We start from the raw sequence: 16,256 nt of genomic DNA on the forward strand, positions 1-16,256 counted from the left end.
GGTTCCCACACAAATTGATTCAGCTGAATGCGTAACGAATACTATACAAAAGGAATGCCGAAGCTGATCTTAACGCAACTCAGCTCTAAGCTGCTGATAGGCCTGCCGGATCCGAACAAAGTGCTCGGCATCACCGCCACGATCCGGGTGATGCTTGAGCGCCAAACTTCGGTATTGGCGCTTTAACAGGGCTAGATCGCAAGGCCAGCTTAGCTGCAACAAAGTACAGGCCTGCTGCCGGCTGAACTCTGGCACTGATACCACAGTCCGGCTGGCAAACTGCTGCCAAAAATCCTCCAGCTGCTGCGCCAGGGTGTCAGCATCCATCTGGTAGAAATTCGCCCAATCCAAATAGTACTGAGCGCGGCCTTGATCCTGAGCCGATAATTGCTGGGCCAGGTATGGTAAAAGCTCAACTTTCGCCAGGCCAATGTCCAGCCAGGCCACTTCATCAAGCAGCCATTGTTTCTGAATACGATACAATAGGTGCTGCAGCACAAAATGACGTTGGAACAGCGCATAGTGTGGATCCGAGGGCGCATTGGTTAGCTGCAGGCCAAGCCGTTGCAACAGCTGCTGTTCAGTGACAATACCGCTGCTTTGCAGCAGGATGGTTTCCAGCTGGCCTTGCAGTAAATGTAGTTGCGGGGTAGGAAGCGGTGCTTGCATATAAGTACAGTGCCAGAGCCATGTTGTTGAGGCAAGCCTCCCCAACAAAAAATCGCCCGGCCCCATGGTGACACACGTCAAGATAGCTTGAAACACGCAACTGCGTGGAGCCCCGGACGGGTCACGCAGTACAAAAAAGGCCGGCCTATAAAGGCCAGCCTTTTTGAGTACAGCAAAAAGTGCTTAGTTAAGCTTTTCGCGGATACGCGCTGATTTACCTGAACGATCGCGTAAGTAGTACAGTTTGGCACGACGTACCGCACCGCGACGCTTAACAGTGATGCTATCAACCAAAGGGCTGTGCGTCTGGAACACACGCTCTACACCTTCACCATTCGATACTTTACGTACCGTGAATGAAGAATGCAGGCCGCGGTTACGCTTGGCAATCACCACACCTTCGTAGGCCTGAAGACGGGTTTTCTCGCCTTCTTTTACACGTACCTGAACGACCACGGTATCACCCGGGGCAAAAGCTGGTACGTCTTGCTTCAGTTGCTCATCTTCAAGCTGCTTGATGATGTTTTGGCTTACTTTGCTCATAACAATCTCTCTTTACCTGGAGTTAACTGTCTTTCTGCTGCAGCGCCTGGTGTTCCTGTTGGAACTCTGCCAGTAACTGTCGCTGCTCCTCAGTCAGAGCCAGGAAATTTAACATATCTGGCCGTCGTAACCAGGTCCTACCGAGGGCCTGTTTCAGACGCCAGCGTCTAATTTTGTCGTGGTGACCACTCAGCAAAACCTGTGGTACCTCTTTGTTTGCTAACACTTCGGGCCGGGTATAGTGTGGACAATCCAGCAAACCGGATGCAAACGAATCCTGCTCTGCCGATAAATCATGCCCTAGCACGCCAGGAACCAATCGTGACACTGCATCAATCAATGTCATGGCCGGTAACTCGCCCCCGCTTAACACGTAATCACCAATTGACCATTCTTCGTCAATTTCGGTTTCAATCACGCGCTCGTCAATGCCTTCGTAGCGCCCTGCAACCAGCAATAGCTTGCTATGCTGCGCCAACTCCTGCACCCCTTGTTGGTCTAACTTCCGACCTTGCGGCGAAAGGTAGATGGTGTGCACCTTGCCTCCTGCAGCAGCTTTAGCTGCGCGAATGGCGTCGGTGAGTGGCTGTACCATCATCAACATGCCAGGTCCGCCCCCATAAGGCCGGTCATCGACGGTGCGGTGTTTATCCGTGGTAAAATCCCGCGGATTCCAGCACTGCACATCAATCAGCCCATGGCGCAAAGCCCGCCCGGTCACCCCATACTGCGTAATTGCCTGAAACATCTCCGGGAACAAGGAAACAACCCCGACCCAAAGCTTGCATGGTTCCGGCATTAAAAAGCGGGATCCCAGTCGACGACAATACGTCGCTCAGTCAGGTTAATGTCTTTAATGACCGTATTGGTTAAAAAAGGCAGCAACCGTTCTTTCTTACCAAATGCATCGGTGCGGTTGGCTTTCACCACCAGCACATCGTTGGAACCGGTTTCCATCATGTCGCTGACCTCACCGAGGTGATAGCCCGCTTCATTCACCACCGCCAGACCCATCAGGTCTTTCCAGTAGTAATCACCCTCGCCAAGCGCTGGCAATACACTGCTTGGTACGGCAATATCGGCATTGACCAGACGCTGCGCCTGATCACGGTCCGCGATCCCATCCAACTTGGCAATCAAACCATTGCTATGGCGTTTCCAGCTGGTAACCTGCATTTGTTGTTGACGCCCCTGAACACTGACTACCCAGGGTGTATAATCAAAAATCCCTTCCGGGAAATCCGTATAGCTGTTCACTTTCAGCCAGCCGTTGATACCGTAAACCGCACCAAACTTGCCAACCAAAATCAGTTCATCGTTCGAACTCAAGCGACAACTCCACAGATCAGGCTAAATTAAGCCGCAGCTTTTTTAGCAGTTTTTACCAGGTTTGCAACACGCTCACTCAAAGATGCACCTTGTGCAACCCAGTGATTCACGCGCTCCAGGTCCAGACGCAGTTTTTCTTCCGTGCCGCTGGCGATTGGGTTAAAGAAACCAACACGCTCAATAAAACGGCCATCACGGGAAAAACGGCTGTCCGCAACCACAACTTGGTAAAAAGGACGCTTTTTCGCGCCACCACGTTGTAAACGAATAGTTACCATACCGTCCTCTAAGTTTTCGTTCAGGTTTTAAAAAATAACAACACCTCCGACGGTTCGGAGGGCTGGTGCATTGTACGGATTTTTACCCCGATTGCAAGGCATTTCGCGGCTTATCGGGGCGGCAGCATCCCTGGTGGTAACTTGCCGCCAAGGCCACGCATCATCTTCATCATGCCGCCCTTGCCCGACATTTGCTTCATCATCTTCTGCATTTGAGTAAACTGCTTCAGCATCTTATTGACGTCCTGCACCTGAGTACCCGAGCCTGCGGCAATGCGTTTTTTGCGCGAGCCCTTGATCAAATCAGGAAACTGGCGCTCTTTTGGCGTCATCGAGTTGATGATGGCCTCCATCCGGATAAACTGTTTATCATCCATCTGACCGGCGACATTGGCAGGCAGGTTTTTCATGCCAGGCAATTTATCCATCATCGACATCATGCCGCCCATATTGCGCATCTGGCCCAACTGATCACGAAAGTCTTCCAGGCTAAAGCCTTTGCCTTTCATCATCTTCTGCGCCACTTTGGCCGCTTTGTCTTTATCGACTTTTTGCTCGATTTCCTCGATCAGACTTAACACATCGCCCATACCAAGAATGCGGGACGCGACCCGATCCGGGTGGAATGGCTCGAGCGCATCGACTTTCTCGCCCATCCCGATAAATTTAATGGGCTTGCCGGTAATATGACGAATGGATAAAGCCGCACCACCACGCGCATCACCATCGGCCTTGGTCAAAATCACCCCGGTCAGAGGCAAAGCATCGTTAAAAGCTTTGGCAGTGTTGGCTGCATCCTGACCGGTCATGGCATCAACTACAAAAAGAGTCTCGATAGGCTTAACCGCCGCATGCAGTGCCTGGATCTCCTGCATCATGGCATCATCAATATGCAGACGACCGGCAGTATCTACCAGCAGCACATCAAACAAACGAGTGCGGGCATGGGCAATCGCCGCGTTTACAATAGCTACCGGCTGCTGCGAAAGATCGCTCGGGAAACACTCTACGCCGACTTCTTTGGCTAGCATTTCCAGCTGCTTGATGGCCGCTGGCCGATAGACGTCGGCACTGACCACCAGCACTTTTTTCTTTTTGCGCTCGGTTAAAAAGCGCGCCAGCTTAGCAACCGAGGTGGTTTTACCAGCCCCCTGTAAGCCCGCCATCAAAACCACCGCCGGTGGCTGGGTATTGAGCGCCAACTCTTCGTTGGCCTCGCCCATGGCATCTTCCAACGCTTTGCGGACAATTTTAATAAATTCCTGGCCAGGAGTCAGGCTTTTGCTGACTTCCAACCCAACCGCTTTTTCTTTGACCTGTGCAACGAAGTCGCGTACCACCGGCAAAGCCACATCGGCTTCCAGTAAGGCCATCCGTACTTCGCGCAGAGTATCTTTGATATTGTCTTCGGTCAGACGCCCGCGACCACTGATGTTCTTCAGCGTTCGGGTCAGGCGCTCTGATAAATTTTCAAACATGGTGTTCACCCAGATTTCGTTGCCTGGTGTCAGTATACCTGAGTCCGCTGCTGGCGTCAGCTCTGAGCAGGCACAGCATACGCAGCTTTGCCGTTGAAACTGCCTTGATGCCGTTTTAGGCATTGGTATTCAGCACAAGTTGCAATACAATGACTATCTGACTGTAATTCAGGGAAAGTTTTGCATGCACTCGCTGTTGTTGCCACTATTTGCCATGCTGGCTTATGCACTGGCGGCAGGCACTATTCTCAGCCGTTTATTTCATCCGGCCGGACCGGCGCTCAAGCTCACCTTCAGTGCGGCCTGTTTAGGCCTTGCCCTGCATGCAATCTCCTTATCGGCCGCTTTATTTACCAGCGATGGCCAGAACTTCAGTTTGCTTAATGTCAGCTCTTTAGTCAGCTGGTTGATTACCATGGCAGTGACGCTGACGGCTCTACGCTCTCCTTTGGTGCTGCTGCTGCCTGTGGTCTATGGTTGTGCTGCGCTGGTCCAGTTGGCCGTATTGTTGCTGCCACAAGGCACCCAGCTGCTGCAGATTGATCAAAACCCCATGTTGCTGCTGCATATCCTGGTGGCTTTTATTGCCTATGTGATTTTAATCCTGGCCACCTTATACAGTGTGCAGGTGAGCTACATCAGCTACAAACTGAAACACAAAGCACTCAGCATGACATCTCAGCTGCCACCGCTGATGCAAGCCGAAGTACTGCAGTTCCGTTTGTTGTTGATTGGTACTGTGCTGCTAGGAATCACCTTGCTCAGCGGTGCCCTTTTTACCAGCGATTGGCTTGGCAAACAAAACCTGCACAAAAATGTACTGAGCCTGTTGGCTTTTACGCTCTTTGCGCTACTTAGCTGGGGCCATGCCCGGCTTGGCTGGCGCGGCAAAACGGCCATCAGCCTGACTCTGCTGGCCAGTGTGCTACTCACTCTGGCGTACTTTGGCAGTCGTTTTGTACGCGAAGTACTGCTTAGTGGTAGCTTCTGATGTTTTACATCTGCCAGTGCACCGTACATACTATGCATTCCATTCCTTTTAGGTCATACAGGTAACCCACATTTGGACGCGATAGCAACCAGTACCTTATTTATTATTCTTGGTGTACTTATTTTTATCTCCGCGTACTTCTCTGGCTCTGAAACCGGCATGATGTCGGTGAACCCTTACCGTCTGAAACATCTGGCGAACGAAAAGAACAAAGCGGCTATCCGTGTCAGTCAGTTACTAAAACGGCCAGACCGTCTGATTGGCCTGATCCTGATTGGCAATAACCTGGTCAATATTGCCGCATCGGCCATCGCTACTGTGATTGGCCTTCGCTTATTTGGTGATATTGGCATTGCTATTGCGACTTTTGGCCTGACACTGGTGATCCTGGTATTTGCGGAAGTCACCCCAAAAACCCTGGCAGCCTTGCACCCAGAGCGCGTGGCTTTTCCGAGCTCGGTGATTTTAAAGCCCTTACTAAAAGTGCTGTACCCGATGGTTTGGCTGGTGAACCAAGTCACTAACACCTTTTTAAAGCTGTTTGGCATCAGTGCCGAGCAGCATCAAGGCAACAGTTTAAGCGCCGAAGAGTTGCGCACGGTAGTGCATGAAGCGGGCGCCCTGATCCCAGAGCAGCACCAGAGCATGCTGGTAGGTGTGTTGGATCTGGAGCACGCCACGGTAGAAGACATCATGATCCCACGCAATGAAATCAGCGGCCTGGATGTGAATGATGACTGGAAACAACTGGTACGCCAGCTGGCCAACTCACCGCACAGCCGTTTGCTGCTGTACCGCGATACCATTGATGATGCGCTCGGCTTTTTGAACACCCGCGACTTGGTGCGCCCTTTGCTGAAAAAACAGCTCACCAAAGCCACCTTGCTGCGCGCTGTGCGCGATATTTACTACATTCCGGAAGGAACCCCTCTCAGTACTCAATTGCTAAAGTTTCAGGCGTCGAAAGAGCGTATTGGCCTGGTAGTCGATGAGTACGGTGATATTCAGGGCCTGGTGACGCTGGAAGACATTCTGGAAGAAGTAGTCGGTGACTTCACCACCGATGTGATTGATGATAACCACGAGGAAATCATCGCTCAGCCGGATGGCACTGTGCTGGTGGAAGGTGGTATTAACCTGCGCGATCTCAACCGCGAGTTGCAGCTGAATTTTCCGACCAATGGCCCGAAAACGTTGAATGGCTTGGTGCTGGAGTATTTAGAAGAAATTCCGCAAGGTAGTCTGAGTCTGAAGCTGGCGGGTTATAAAATGGAAATTGTCGAGGTACAGGATAATATGATCAAAACCATCCGCCTGTTTCCGCTCTCCAAAAAGCGGCGCGACCACTAATTCATAGCCCGGAGTCAATCCGGGCTACCACAAATGCACACCTCAAAAACCAATTAAACGGCGGAACCAGCCACGCTGCAGCTCTTTTTCGCAGCTGGCTAATTGGGTTGCATACATCTGAGCCCGGTCATCCACCCGCCGCGCTACGGAAATCAGCCAGGTTTTATTGCGATAGGTACCGCGCTGAAAGCCACCCCATCCCTCATGGTAGTTCAGGTACTGATTGTAAGCATCCCACTTGGACACTCCGTTGATACGGTAGGTTTTATCCATGTACCAGCCCATAAAGTCGATGGCATCGGCAAAGTTGCCGCGACTGGCAAAACGGCGATTGGTTTCGCGCTGGTAATCGGCCCAGGTCTCGGTTTTTGCCTGGGAATAGCCATAAGCCGAGCTGGCACGGCCATAAGGGATAAAACCTAAAAAGTAGCGCATCGGTGGCCGGGCATTATGCCGGAAACTACTTTCCTGAAACATCATGCTCATCGGCACATGAATAGGAACCCCCCATTTATCACGGGTATTGGCGGCTGCTTTGTACCAGGCCCGATGCTCTTTAAAAATATCACAGAGGTTGCTGCTGTTTTGTGGTGGCGGGGTACTGCAACCTGCCAGCAACAAAGCTGCGGAAAAAGTACCGCTGATTAAAAAAAGTTTTGTTTTCATCTGAACTTTATAAATCTCATTGCTTCTAACCAAGTGCAAGGATGCAAATCAAGTTTTACGTTTCCCTGGATTTCAATCCTGTATCGCGGTCACCCCTCTCCTGGTGACCGCTTTTTTTAGCGTTCACTTTCCAGTGAACACGGCTTAGGCGCAAAATAATCATCCAGGTATTGCTCAAAGCTTAAGGTATCGGCAGCTTCCACGGCCGCTTGTTGCTGATGCGACTCTTTAGCCATCGTCTGCAAGCTCTGCTCATCATAATACTCATAGCTTCGCGCCAACAACTGCTGACGGTACTGCTCGGCGAGGTTCAGTGCGAAAGGCCCGTTGTCTTGCTGTTTGCTCAAAAGCTCGTCCAGTAAGCGACCCGAATAGGTATTGGACGGATCCAACAGGCTCACGTAAAAGCTGCGAATACAATCCTGATAGCTGCTGCCGCCATAGGCCTGATCCAGCCAGGCAGCAACATCGGCTAAATCGGCAAATATCTCTTCAGCCCAATCCAGCATCAGGCGCGGTTGGCCCTGCTGCAACAACTCCAGATTTTGGCGGCGGCCATCAGTGACCACTTTTTTTAGGTTTTGCTCGGTGACCAACTGCTCTTCATGACTTAAATCTGGGCTGTCTTGCAGTAGGCAATAGCATAAAAACACATCCAAAAAGCGCATTTGCCCGGCACTGACACCGACCGGACTGAATGGATTGACATCCAGTGCCCGTATTTCGATGTACTCAACCCCGCGTGCAGCCAACGCGCAGGTCGGCCGCTCGCCACTTTCGGTGGTACGTTTGGGGCGGATGGTGGAATAAAATTCGTTTTCAATCTGCAAAATGTTGCTGTTCAGCTGCTGATAGCCCTGCTTAGCATCACAAGGAATGCTGGCGTACTCCTCAGATGGAAGGGTAATAGCCTGATGCAAGCCTGCGATGTATTCATCCAGCGAGTTGTAGGTAACTTTCAGCCGCGACTGCGCACTGTTGGTATAGCCTAAATCACTCATCCGCAGCGAAGTGGCGTAAGGCAGGTACAGAGTCCCCTTACCAAGCTGCTGGAACGGGTACTTGCTCTGCCGGCCTTTGATAAAGGAGCTACACAAAGCCGGCGAAGCACCAAACAGATACACAATCAGCCAGGCCATACGTTTGTAATTGCGTACCAGCGCCAGATACTGCTCCGAAATAAAAGCCTGATTGGCCGCTGTCCGACCAGAAATAGTGGCGAAGTGTGGCCAAAAACCCGCTGGGAACGAAAAATTAAAATGCACCCCGCTGATCGCCTGCATCATGCTGCCATAGCGACGTTTTAAGCCCTGACGATACAAGGTTTTCATCCGGCCGACATTGGAGCTGCCGTACTGGGCGAGCTGAATTTCATCTTCATGTGCGATGTAACAAGGCATGCTCAGCGGCCATAAACGCTCATCGGCCAACTGCTTCAGGGTAAAGGTATGCACATCGGCTAACTGCGCCAGGGTGGTCTCAATATCGGTTGAAACCGGTGTGATAAACTCAAGCAGCGTCTCAGAAAAGTCCGTAGTGATCAGCGGATGTGTTAAAGCAGAGCCTAAGGCCGCTTGATGCGACGTAGCCGCCAGAGTGCCATTAGGTTGAATGCGCAAACACTCGCGCTCCAGACCACGGCGAATACCAACAATACTTTGCAAATGCTCGGCAGCATAAAGTGCAGCCAAGCGTTGTTTAAGAAGTGAATTCAACAGATATCCTTCCTCAATTGAAGGCTCGTATTAAGGAGCGACAGCCATCTAACCTGCCGCTCACTGTACTTTGGAAACACGCCTGGAACAAGGTATCTCAGGCAGTAAAATGTTACTTTTGTTCCTGTTCTGCTTGTTCGGCTGGCGCATCCTGATTCGCCTTCGCTTTTGGCTCTTCAAAATCAGCAGGTGTAACATCTCCCACCACATGCTCCAACTTGAGCTTATTAACGCTGCGAATGGTGGTAACAGGGCCAGAGCAGGCATACAGCAGGAAAATCAGCAGCAGCATTTCAGCCGGCCTTGCTGCTATCACCACAAAAATCAGTACCACCAGCAAAATGGTGACAAAAGACACTTTATCGCGCCAGTTCACATCTTTGAAGGAGTGATAGCGGAAGTTACTGACCATCAGCAAGCCGGCCATAATGGTCAAGATCCCAAGCAGGTAACCGAAGTCATTGCCATCCAACTGATAATAAGCACCAGTCCAAACCAAACCTGCTATCAAGGCAGCTGCGGCCGGACTTGCCAACCCCTGAAAGAAGCGGCCATCCGTTACCGACAAATTGGCATTAAAGCGGGCCAGCCTGAGCGCGGCACAAGCCACAAACAAGAAGGCCGCCAACCAGCCAAACTTACCGGTATCGGACAACGCCCAGTTGTACATCACCATAGCCGGTGCCATGCCAAAAGATAACATATCGGCCATGCTGTCATATTGAGCACCAAATTCGCTCTGGGTGTTGGTGAGGCGTGCGACCCGGCCATCCAGGCCATCGAAAATCATCGCCACAAAGATAGCAATGGCGGCAGCTTCAAAGTGGCCATTCATGGAAGAAATAATGGCATAAAAGCCGGAAAACAAACCGCCTGTTGTCAGCAGGTTTGGTAATAAATAGATGCCCTTACGTGGCTGTGGCTCGGTTTTGCCTGTATCTGTCATATATTTCTGCTACCAGAAAAATCATCGGAATAATGCTGGGTAATGTAGCATGGATTGGAAAAAGGCAAAAGAAAAGCCGCGGCAGTCGGCAGGCTAACCCGCCGGCAACGCAACAACCAGACCACATTAGCACAGCAGTGTTTTTAATCTGCCGCGTTGTAAAACCACATCCGGTTGGCACCTGCTTTTTTAGCCTGGTACATTGCTTTGTCTGCCGCTTCCAGCAACTGCGCTGGTTTAGAGGCATCATCGGGATACAACGCAATGCCAATGCTGACGGAAATACGCACCAACTGCTGTGCTATGGTAAAAGGCCGCACCAGCTCATCAATCATGTTCTGCGCCACCAACTCTACATCCTGAAGCAGCTTGGCACCTTTGAGGATCACTGTAAATTCATCGCCGCCTAAACGGGCAATGGTATCCTCATCCCGGCTGCAATCCATCAGCCGATTAGCGACATCCGTCAGCAAGCGGTCCCCTGCCTCGTGACCAAGCGAATCGTTGACGGCTTTGAAGGCATCCAAATCCAAAAAAAGCACAGCAAGTGTTAATCGACTGCGCTTTGCATGCTTCACCTCCTGCTCCAACCGGTCCAGAAAAAGCCGTCGATTGGGTAATCCGGTCAACAAATCGTGGTGGCCGTTGTGCCAGATTTTTTCTTCGGCCAGTGCTTGTTCGGTAATATCCCGCGAAATACAGACCGTAGCTTCGGTTTTTTTCTGCTCGTCCAGTACCGGCGCCAGCAGATAGTCAAAGCGCTCACCCAAGCCCGAAGCAAAGGTATGCACAAACTTGCCCCGAAAGGTCGACTGCCCGGCAATGACCTTCGCCAGATTGCGCTGAAAATCCTGCGCGAATGAAAAACCAAGATCCAAAATGGATTTACCCAGGATGGCGCTAACCTCCATAGCAAAAAGATCAGCCGTTGCCTTGTTGGCGTAGATAAAGCGACCTTCAAGATCCAGCACGTAAATGGGATCCGGCGATGCCAGCAAAATAGCGCCAAACAGTCTGGTTTCCATTTCTTTGATGGTGGCGTACTGCTCGAGCGATTCGGCCACCGCCTGATCGATCGCTTCATGAAAGCGTGTCAAATCTTTCAGTTGTTGGCCGGTAATGGTGGGATAAATGTCGGTCCATAACGATACCACACTGGCCCTCAGGGCTCGAAACTCGGATACAGTCTCAAGCACACTGAAGCCACTGGACTGGCGAGCACCACCATGCACCTCGGCCGATGACAGCCCGCTCCCGTCCGGGCCACAACCTTTCGACTTTGCCACCTGCTCGGCCTCACTTTGATAGGATTCCAGATCATCGGCAATCTCCAGCAGCATGTCTTTGGCATGGTCGCGCAGCCCGGCTTTATTCAAAACTCTGGCATGATGGATGGTTTTGGCAAATGCCTCCCAGGCCTGCAAGATAGACTCGGTCTCTGCACGGATAAAGTCAGCCAGCCGCATATGAGGGTGCATAATTTTGCTCACAATAAGGAAAATAACAGGCTCCCAGCATGGAGGGGAAGCAGCCAGCATAGCGAATGCTAAAAGGTAGGTCTGTTCGATGGATCACTTACGCCTGGTTTTCAGGCCGTATTCACACGCTAGCCTGGCTTTCCAGGCCAGCGACTGCCTCTTACCGTTAGCTAGCAAATACCGTAAAGCTCAGGCTAACATAGACACCATAGCCCAGCAGCAGTAACCCACCTTCGAGTCTACTTAACCGACTGCCCGTATATAGAAAGAGCAAAAGAATCAAAGACGTTCCTAACATGACCCATTGGTCGAACTGCAGGATCCGCTCATGGACAGGAAGCGGCTGTAGCAACGCGGAAATCCCAAGTATTCCCAGGAGGTTGAAAATATTGCTGCCCAGAATATTGCCAATCGCTACATCGGCATGCCGGCGAAAGGCCGCGATAACAGATATCGAAAGCTCAGGCAAAGATGTACCAACCGCTACCAGGGTCAAACCTATCACAGCTTCTGATACACCAAGCGACCCGGCTATGCCCACAGCGCCCTTGAGCAGTACTTGAGAGCCGATGATCAAAAGAACCAAACCCAACACAACCGCCATAACGATCCATAGCGTTGTTTTTGGCAAAGAGGCCACTTCTTCTCCTTCAGCGATGTGCAACCCTGCGGATGGCGCGACTCCGCTGCGCTCAGTCCAATAAGCCCAGCTCAGATAAGCGATGAGCATCAAAAGGAATATGGCGGCATCCGATCTGGCCAAAGCATCCCCACCAACAAGCATAAGAAACAAAATGCTGGCGGCCACAACCGTGACACCATCACGCCGCAAGACCAGCGGCTTGACAGCAAGGGGCGATATCAGCGCACACAAGCCCAGAATCAACAGGATGTTGCCGATATTACTGCCTACCACGTTCCCCACGGCAATATCGGGTCGCTCACTAAGAGCCGCATCAATGGACACTACCAACTCAGGAGCAGAGGTACCAAAACCAACGATAAGCAAGCCGCTAAGCAGAGGTGAAATACCCAACCGGTTCGCGGCTGCCAAGGATCCTCTGATAAGTGCCTCGCCACCAGCAGTGAGACACAAAACGCCGATAGCGACCAACAGCAGGTTCAACATCATTTTAAGCTTCCGGTTGCGAAGGTTGTAGGCTGCACCGACAAAACGAACTCGTTAATTTTATCGGGAAGTCATTCTTGTTTTGTTGCTGCAATGCTTACTAGTTAGCCAATCAGGATAGCGAGGCGCCTCAAAGCGCCCCTTATCCCACACCACCGTGCATACGGATCACGTACACGGCGGTACTGAGAGCACCAAAACAAACAGTCACAAGTGAGTGGACGTCACACGGAACAGTATATACGTTGTGGGGGCGATAGTGCGGGTAATTATAAATTTCACTAACAACTAACAGCTTAAAGCGCAGGGGCTCTATGCTACACTTACGTGAATGCCTGAGTGGTGCTAGCCAAGCCAGTGTAAGTGTTTAAGCGTGGCATAGGCCACCAGAGCTTAAACGTTAAGCTAACTTACCTAAGTTAGACAAGGTATCATGCCGAACAATCAGCCGGGAAATTACAATTTAATCCCCGAAGCGGCGTTGCTGGCGCCGCTGCCCTCGCATATACGACGGCGTTTTATGCAGGCGCTGGAGTTAATGCACCAAGGGTTAGCACTGCAGCTTACCTGGGAGCAAATTGCGCGGCAAAGTGCGATTTCTCCGTCACATTTTCACCGGCAGTTTAAAGCCTTATTTAACGAAACCCCAGGGCATTACTTAAGCCGGTTGCGCCTGCAGTTTGCTACCGAGCAGTTGCTCAGGTTTCCTGAGCAGAGTATTACCGATATCGCACATAAATCAGGTTTTTCTGAATCACAAGCACTTGCCAAAGCGTTAAAACGCACATTAGGGCATACTGCAAAAGCAATCAAGCAGATGGCAACTCACGCTACTCCGCAACAAACTGCTGATTTAATGGCGAAGCTTGCTCAACCCTTTATGCAGGGTACTATGGAACAAGCCCTGGCAGAGAATATTCCGGCTGAGTTGTTATGGGTGAGCCAGCGCAGCGCAAAAATACTCGAGGTGGATAATTGCGATTGGCAAGTACTGGCTGAACAATTTGGTGCGGGATGTGCAAGTCTAATGGTACTTAACCCCGTTAATCAGCTAGACCTTGCATGGCAACATATTGACGTGAGAGTGTGCGACTTAGATGCTGAAGCGTGCAGCCACAATTTTCTGCTAAAAGAAGGGTTTTATTTATCTGCGGTGGTAACCTTAAGGAGTGCAGTTGGCTACTTAGCCGCTGTCGATGGCTTATTTACTATTGCCATGCAGCGCGGCCTGGCAATAGATTCAGACGGTTACTTTACAGAGCAGTTATTAGCAGGTAGTGATGAGCACGGTGCCACCTTGTTATTTCAGCTGCCCATTGTGGATTAACGATGACCCGGCGCAATGTTTTGCTTCAGGCCCCACTAATTTTCCGCAGTACCGTTTCCAGCGGGCCACGTTGGAAAAACTTCGCGTAAACACCCACCAGTAGCATGGCAATAAGGGCTATGATGCTGGCAATACTCAGTAAGGAAAAATAACCGAATTGGCCGAACCAGCCAAGACCATAACCAGCAAAAACCAAGCCTGCAATGATCCCTTGCAACACATAGCTGGACAGTGAGTTTTGCCCAGCTAAGATCAACACTTTAGGGATGTATGTTACGCCTCGGGCAAGCCGGATCAACACGTAAAGGTATACTGCCGATAGCATAGGTGCGCCTACTGCAATAGCAATGAACCCGAGGAATTGAAGCCAATCCGACGTCAGGTAATCTTTCATGGCCAATGCGTACAAAACATTCAGCGGTAAACCTAGCGCAAGCAACCAGGGAGTGGCCTTTTCAAGTTTGCTAAACGCCCTATGGCCCGGCTGAAAGAAATGACTTTTCCCGGCGGCTAAGCCGCACGTGAAGGCAGCAAAGACCAGCGGGCCCTGTATCAACAGCAGCGCAATAAAGGTTACCGGCCAATCATATAGCCTTGCCAACAGGGTTTCAGTGTAGTGACCACCAAGGCTATACTCAGGTTCTGGTATTTCACCTGCTAATACCTCTGCCAAAATAAACGCCAAACCGCTTAAACATATTAAACTTAGCGGGATCATCCAAATAGCCGTGCGCAGTAATTTATGGCTATCGGTTTCTTTTACCAACCAAAGCAGACTGCCAAATAGCGCATATAACACAAGGATGTCACCACTAAACACTAAACTCGCGTGTAACACACCCAACAGCATCAGCCCCAACATCCTGCGCCAATAGCGCTGGTTAAAGTTATAGCCCTTCTTTTCAGCCTGGTTCAGTTGTATTGCCATACCCCAGCCAAAAATAAACGAAAAAAGTAAAAAGAACTTAAACTGGAAAAAAACTTCAATGATAAATGCCGCCAACCGATCTGCAGTGTTTGCTGGCACGCTGAATATCTCGGATATGGGTAAAGCCATAAAGGGCACATTAACCAGACAGATACCAACTAATGCTGCCATTCGGATGATATCAACTTCGTAACTACGTTCTGTGGACATGCTTTTTCCTCAAATGAATACTTGGGAATTATGAGCAAATCCGGATGTTAAAACGTGTCTCAAACTGCTGTGTTGGCATAGCAAGTTGGTTGCATAATTGCATCAGGGCATGCAATAGCCGGTAAGTTTCGGAGTTTAACGCGGAAAAACCAGCAACTGCGTACTATAGCTTAAAACATGCATATGCAATATTTTCCCCAATGTGGCGACCTCCCACAGCATCCCCCCATTACTAGGATTGCGCTCCAAATTATAACCGAGTGTGATGTCTTTAAAAAGTCATGAGGTTGTTGCCGTGATTCGAGTGTTACTAGGGCTCTTTCCAATTAATTATGACCGGTTCATAATTAACTGGAAAGAGCACTAGAACCCCTTGGCCGCGTCGGGATGGATGCTGTGAGTAATCGTCAACCCAAGCTTTTGGGACAAAAACTCATCAAAAGAATACCATACGCCGTCGATGAGGATCTTCTTGGTCCATGCACAGACTGTGGCGACCTCGTCAATGCCGAGTTCAGGGACTGTCTTAATTAGTGTCGTCAGGCTGCCGATCGCCTTGTGTGCGGCGAGACGAACTTCCATCTGATCAATAACGAGACCGGCAAACTCAACCAACGCAGCTTCGTTCTCGGCGTTAAAATCCCTGGGTTCGAAATCAATAACATTCATCGTACCAAGCCTGTGACCATCATGAGTAACGAGTGGCACGGCCGCATAGAAACGAAGACCCAATGCCCCCACTACTAAGGGGTTCGCCAAGCTTCGGGGATCATCAATCGCATTTTTGACAACGTACGCTTTGTCACTGAATATGGCTGATGCGCATAAACCTGGAGCACGCTCGACTTCCGTCGCGCTTAAACCAAACCTCGATTTGAACCAAATGCGATCTTCATCGACAAGAGAGACTGTAGCAATCGGAACCTGAAAAAAGCGGGCCGCAAGTGCCGTTATGCGGTCAAAAGCGCCATCTGGGGGAGTGTCAAGAATCTCATATCCTTTGAGGACTTGCAGACGCTCCTCTTCCTGTCGTTTATCGTCTAACATGCTAACTCCAAAATTTATAGGTTGTCCCAGGACACCCATTGCCATCCTTCTATTGCTATCACTATACACCAAGCCACAACTTTCGGTGATTACTCTTTGCCAAGCATTGAAAGCCCGAAGCGGCCTCCCCCCTAATATCCTAACTCTGTAGCAAGCCCTAATGCTACCACGA

Annotated in this window: 16 protein-coding genes; 3 read left to right on the top strand and 13 right to left on the bottom strand. The window is 50.5% G+C overall.

Going from position 1 to position 16,256, the window contains the following annotated elements; all coding sequences use genetic code 11:
- Positions 1 to 69: 69 nt before the first annotated feature.
- The 6 genes from BLW37_RS00345 to ffh all read right to left on the bottom strand — a co-directional run bounded on the left by BLW37_RS00345 (position 70) and on the right by ffh (position 4,297).
- Complete coding sequence (locus BLW37_RS00345; RefSeq protein ID WP_091337833.1) at positions 70 to 669, bottom strand: DNA-J related domain-containing protein; 600 nt, start codon at positions 667 to 669, stop codon at positions 70 to 72.
- A 183-nt stretch (positions 670 to 852) separates the two neighbouring features.
- Positions 853 to 1,212, bottom strand: a complete 360-nt coding sequence (gene rplS / locus BLW37_RS00350) for a 50S ribosomal protein L19 (protein WP_091337836.1) — start codon at positions 1,210 to 1,212, stop codon at positions 853 to 855.
- 22 nt (positions 1,213 to 1,234) lie between these two features.
- Entirely contained in the window at positions 1,235 to 2,011 is a 777-nt protein-coding gene (gene trmD / locus BLW37_RS00355) for a tRNA (guanosine(37)-N1)-methyltransferase TrmD (RefSeq protein ID WP_091337837.1), read from the bottom strand.
- Positions 2,011 to 2,541 (bottom strand): ribosome maturation factor RimM, encoded by a 531-nt coding sequence (rimM, locus tag BLW37_RS00360; RefSeq protein ID WP_091337840.1) that lies wholly within the window; start codon positions 2,539 to 2,541, stop codon positions 2,011 to 2,013. The genes trmD and rimM overlap by 1 nt, the downstream gene beginning before the upstream one ends.
- Before the next feature lie 26 nt (positions 2,542 to 2,567).
- On the bottom strand, positions 2,568 to 2,819 hold the full coding sequence (gene rpsP, locus BLW37_RS00365) for a 30S ribosomal protein S16 (protein ID WP_091337841.1): 252 nt from the start codon (positions 2,817 to 2,819) through the stop codon (positions 2,568 to 2,570).
- Between the two features lie 110 nt (positions 2,820 to 2,929).
- A complete protein-coding gene (gene ffh, locus BLW37_RS00370) occupies positions 2,930 to 4,297 on the bottom strand; it encodes a signal recognition particle protein (protein ID WP_091339487.1) in 1,368 nt (455 codons plus the stop codon).
- A gap of 184 nt (positions 4,298 to 4,481) precedes the next feature.
- Between ffh and BLW37_RS00375 the strand changes: the two genes are divergently transcribed.
- The gene (locus BLW37_RS00375) at positions 4,482 to 5,288 is read left to right on the top strand and encodes a cytochrome C assembly family protein (protein ID WP_091337844.1); all 807 of its coding nucleotides are present in this window, start codon (positions 4,482 to 4,484) and stop codon (positions 5,286 to 5,288) included.
- A 72-nt stretch (positions 5,289 to 5,360) separates the two neighbouring features.
- Positions 5,361 to 6,638, top strand: coding sequence for an HlyC/CorC family transporter (locus BLW37_RS00380; protein WP_091337845.1), 1,278 nt, complete (start codon positions 5,361 to 5,363; stop codon positions 6,636 to 6,638).
- Between the two features lie 42 nt (positions 6,639 to 6,680).
- Here BLW37_RS00380 and BLW37_RS00385 read toward each other — a convergent pair whose 3' ends face one another.
- From BLW37_RS00385 to BLW37_RS00405, 5 genes are all read right to left on the bottom strand, one after another.
- Entirely contained in the window at positions 6,681 to 7,304 is a 624-nt protein-coding gene (locus BLW37_RS00385; RefSeq protein WP_091337848.1) for a transglycosylase SLT domain-containing protein, read from the bottom strand.
- Between the two features lie 116 nt (positions 7,305 to 7,420).
- The gene (gshA, locus tag BLW37_RS00390; protein WP_091337849.1) at positions 7,421 to 9,019 is read right to left on the bottom strand and encodes a glutamate--cysteine ligase; all 1,599 of its coding nucleotides are present in this window, start codon (positions 9,017 to 9,019) and stop codon (positions 7,421 to 7,423) included.
- Positions 9,020 to 9,131: 112 nt separating this feature from the next.
- The gene (gene pssA / locus BLW37_RS00395) at positions 9,132 to 9,965 is read right to left on the bottom strand and encodes a CDP-diacylglycerol--serine O-phosphatidyltransferase (RefSeq protein WP_091337852.1); all 834 of its coding nucleotides are present in this window, start codon (positions 9,963 to 9,965) and stop codon (positions 9,132 to 9,134) included.
- Between the two features lie 143 nt (positions 9,966 to 10,108).
- Positions 10,109 to 11,443, bottom strand: coding sequence for a diguanylate cyclase domain-containing protein (locus BLW37_RS00400; RefSeq protein ID WP_245785559.1), 1,335 nt, complete (start codon positions 11,441 to 11,443; stop codon positions 10,109 to 10,111).
- A gap of 166 nt (positions 11,444 to 11,609) precedes the next feature.
- Entirely contained in the window at positions 11,610 to 12,572 is a 963-nt protein-coding gene (locus BLW37_RS00405; RefSeq protein ID WP_091339494.1) for a calcium/sodium antiporter, read from the bottom strand.
- A 433-nt stretch (positions 12,573 to 13,005) separates the two neighbouring features.
- Between BLW37_RS00405 and BLW37_RS00410 the strand changes: the two genes are divergently transcribed.
- Positions 13,006 to 13,899, top strand: coding sequence for a helix-turn-helix transcriptional regulator (locus tag BLW37_RS00410; RefSeq protein ID WP_091337854.1), 894 nt, complete (start codon positions 13,006 to 13,008; stop codon positions 13,897 to 13,899).
- A 25-nt stretch (positions 13,900 to 13,924) separates the two neighbouring features.
- Here BLW37_RS00410 and BLW37_RS00415 read toward each other — a convergent pair whose 3' ends face one another.
- Both BLW37_RS00415 and BLW37_RS00420 read right to left on the bottom strand, forming a co-directional pair.
- On the bottom strand, positions 13,925 to 15,037 hold the full coding sequence (locus BLW37_RS00415; RefSeq protein ID WP_091337857.1) for a DUF418 domain-containing protein: 1,113 nt from the start codon (positions 15,035 to 15,037) through the stop codon (positions 13,925 to 13,927).
- 363 nt (positions 15,038 to 15,400) lie between these two features.
- Positions 15,401 to 16,084, bottom strand: coding sequence for a GAF domain-containing protein (locus BLW37_RS00420; RefSeq protein ID WP_091339497.1), 684 nt, complete (start codon positions 16,082 to 16,084; stop codon positions 15,401 to 15,403).
- Between the last annotated feature and the right edge of the window lie 172 nt (positions 16,085 to 16,256).

The organism is Alkalimonas amylolytica, assembly GCF_900107845.1.
Lineage (GTDB): Bacteria > Pseudomonadota > Gammaproteobacteria > Enterobacterales > Alteromonadaceae > Alkalimonas > Alkalimonas amylolytica.

Bases quoted from the DNA above. Each gene is read 5' to 3' on its own strand.
- BLW37_RS00405 (WP_091339494.1), bottom strand. From the start codon at position 12,572: ATGTTGAACCTGCTGTTGGTCGCTATCGGCGTTTTGTGTCTCACTGCT.
- BLW37_RS00385 (WP_091337848.1), bottom strand. From the start codon at position 7,304: ATGAAAACAAAACTTTTTTTAATCAGCGGTACTTTTTCCGCAGCTTTG.
- BLW37_RS00415 (WP_091337857.1), bottom strand. From the start codon at position 15,037: ATGTCCACAGAACGTAGTTACGAAGTTGATATCATCCGAATGGCAGCA.
- ffh (WP_091339487.1), bottom strand. From the start codon at position 4,297: ATGTTTGAAAATTTATCAGAGCGCCTGACCCGAACGCTGAAGAACATC.
- BLW37_RS00345 (WP_091337833.1), bottom strand. From the start codon at position 669: ATGCAAGCACCGCTTCCTACCCCGCAACTACATTTACTGCAAGGCCAG.
- pssA (WP_091337852.1), bottom strand. From the start codon at position 9,965: ATGACAGATACAGGCAAAACCGAGCCACAGCCACGTAAGGGCATCTAT.
- BLW37_RS00410 (WP_091337854.1), top strand. From the start codon at position 13,006: ATGCCGAACAATCAGCCGGGAAATTACAATTTAATCCCCGAAGCGGCG.
- BLW37_RS00400 (WP_245785559.1), bottom strand. From the start codon at position 11,443: ATGCACCCTCATATGCGGCTGGCTGACTTTATCCGTGCAGAGACCGAG.
- trmD (WP_091337837.1), bottom strand. From the start codon at position 2,011: ATGCCGGAACCATGCAAGCTTTGGGTCGGGGTTGTTTCCTTGTTCCCG.
- rplS (WP_091337836.1), bottom strand. From the start codon at position 1,212: ATGAGCAAAGTAAGCCAAAACATCATCAAGCAGCTTGAAGATGAGCAA.
- BLW37_RS00375 (WP_091337844.1), top strand. From the start codon at position 4,482: ATGCACTCGCTGTTGTTGCCACTATTTGCCATGCTGGCTTATGCACTG.
- BLW37_RS00420 (WP_091339497.1), bottom strand. From the start codon at position 16,084: ATGTTAGACGATAAACGACAGGAAGAGGAGCGTCTGCAAGTCCTCAAA.
- rpsP (WP_091337841.1), bottom strand. From the start codon at position 2,819: ATGGTAACTATTCGTTTACAACGTGGTGGCGCGAAAAAGCGTCCTTTT.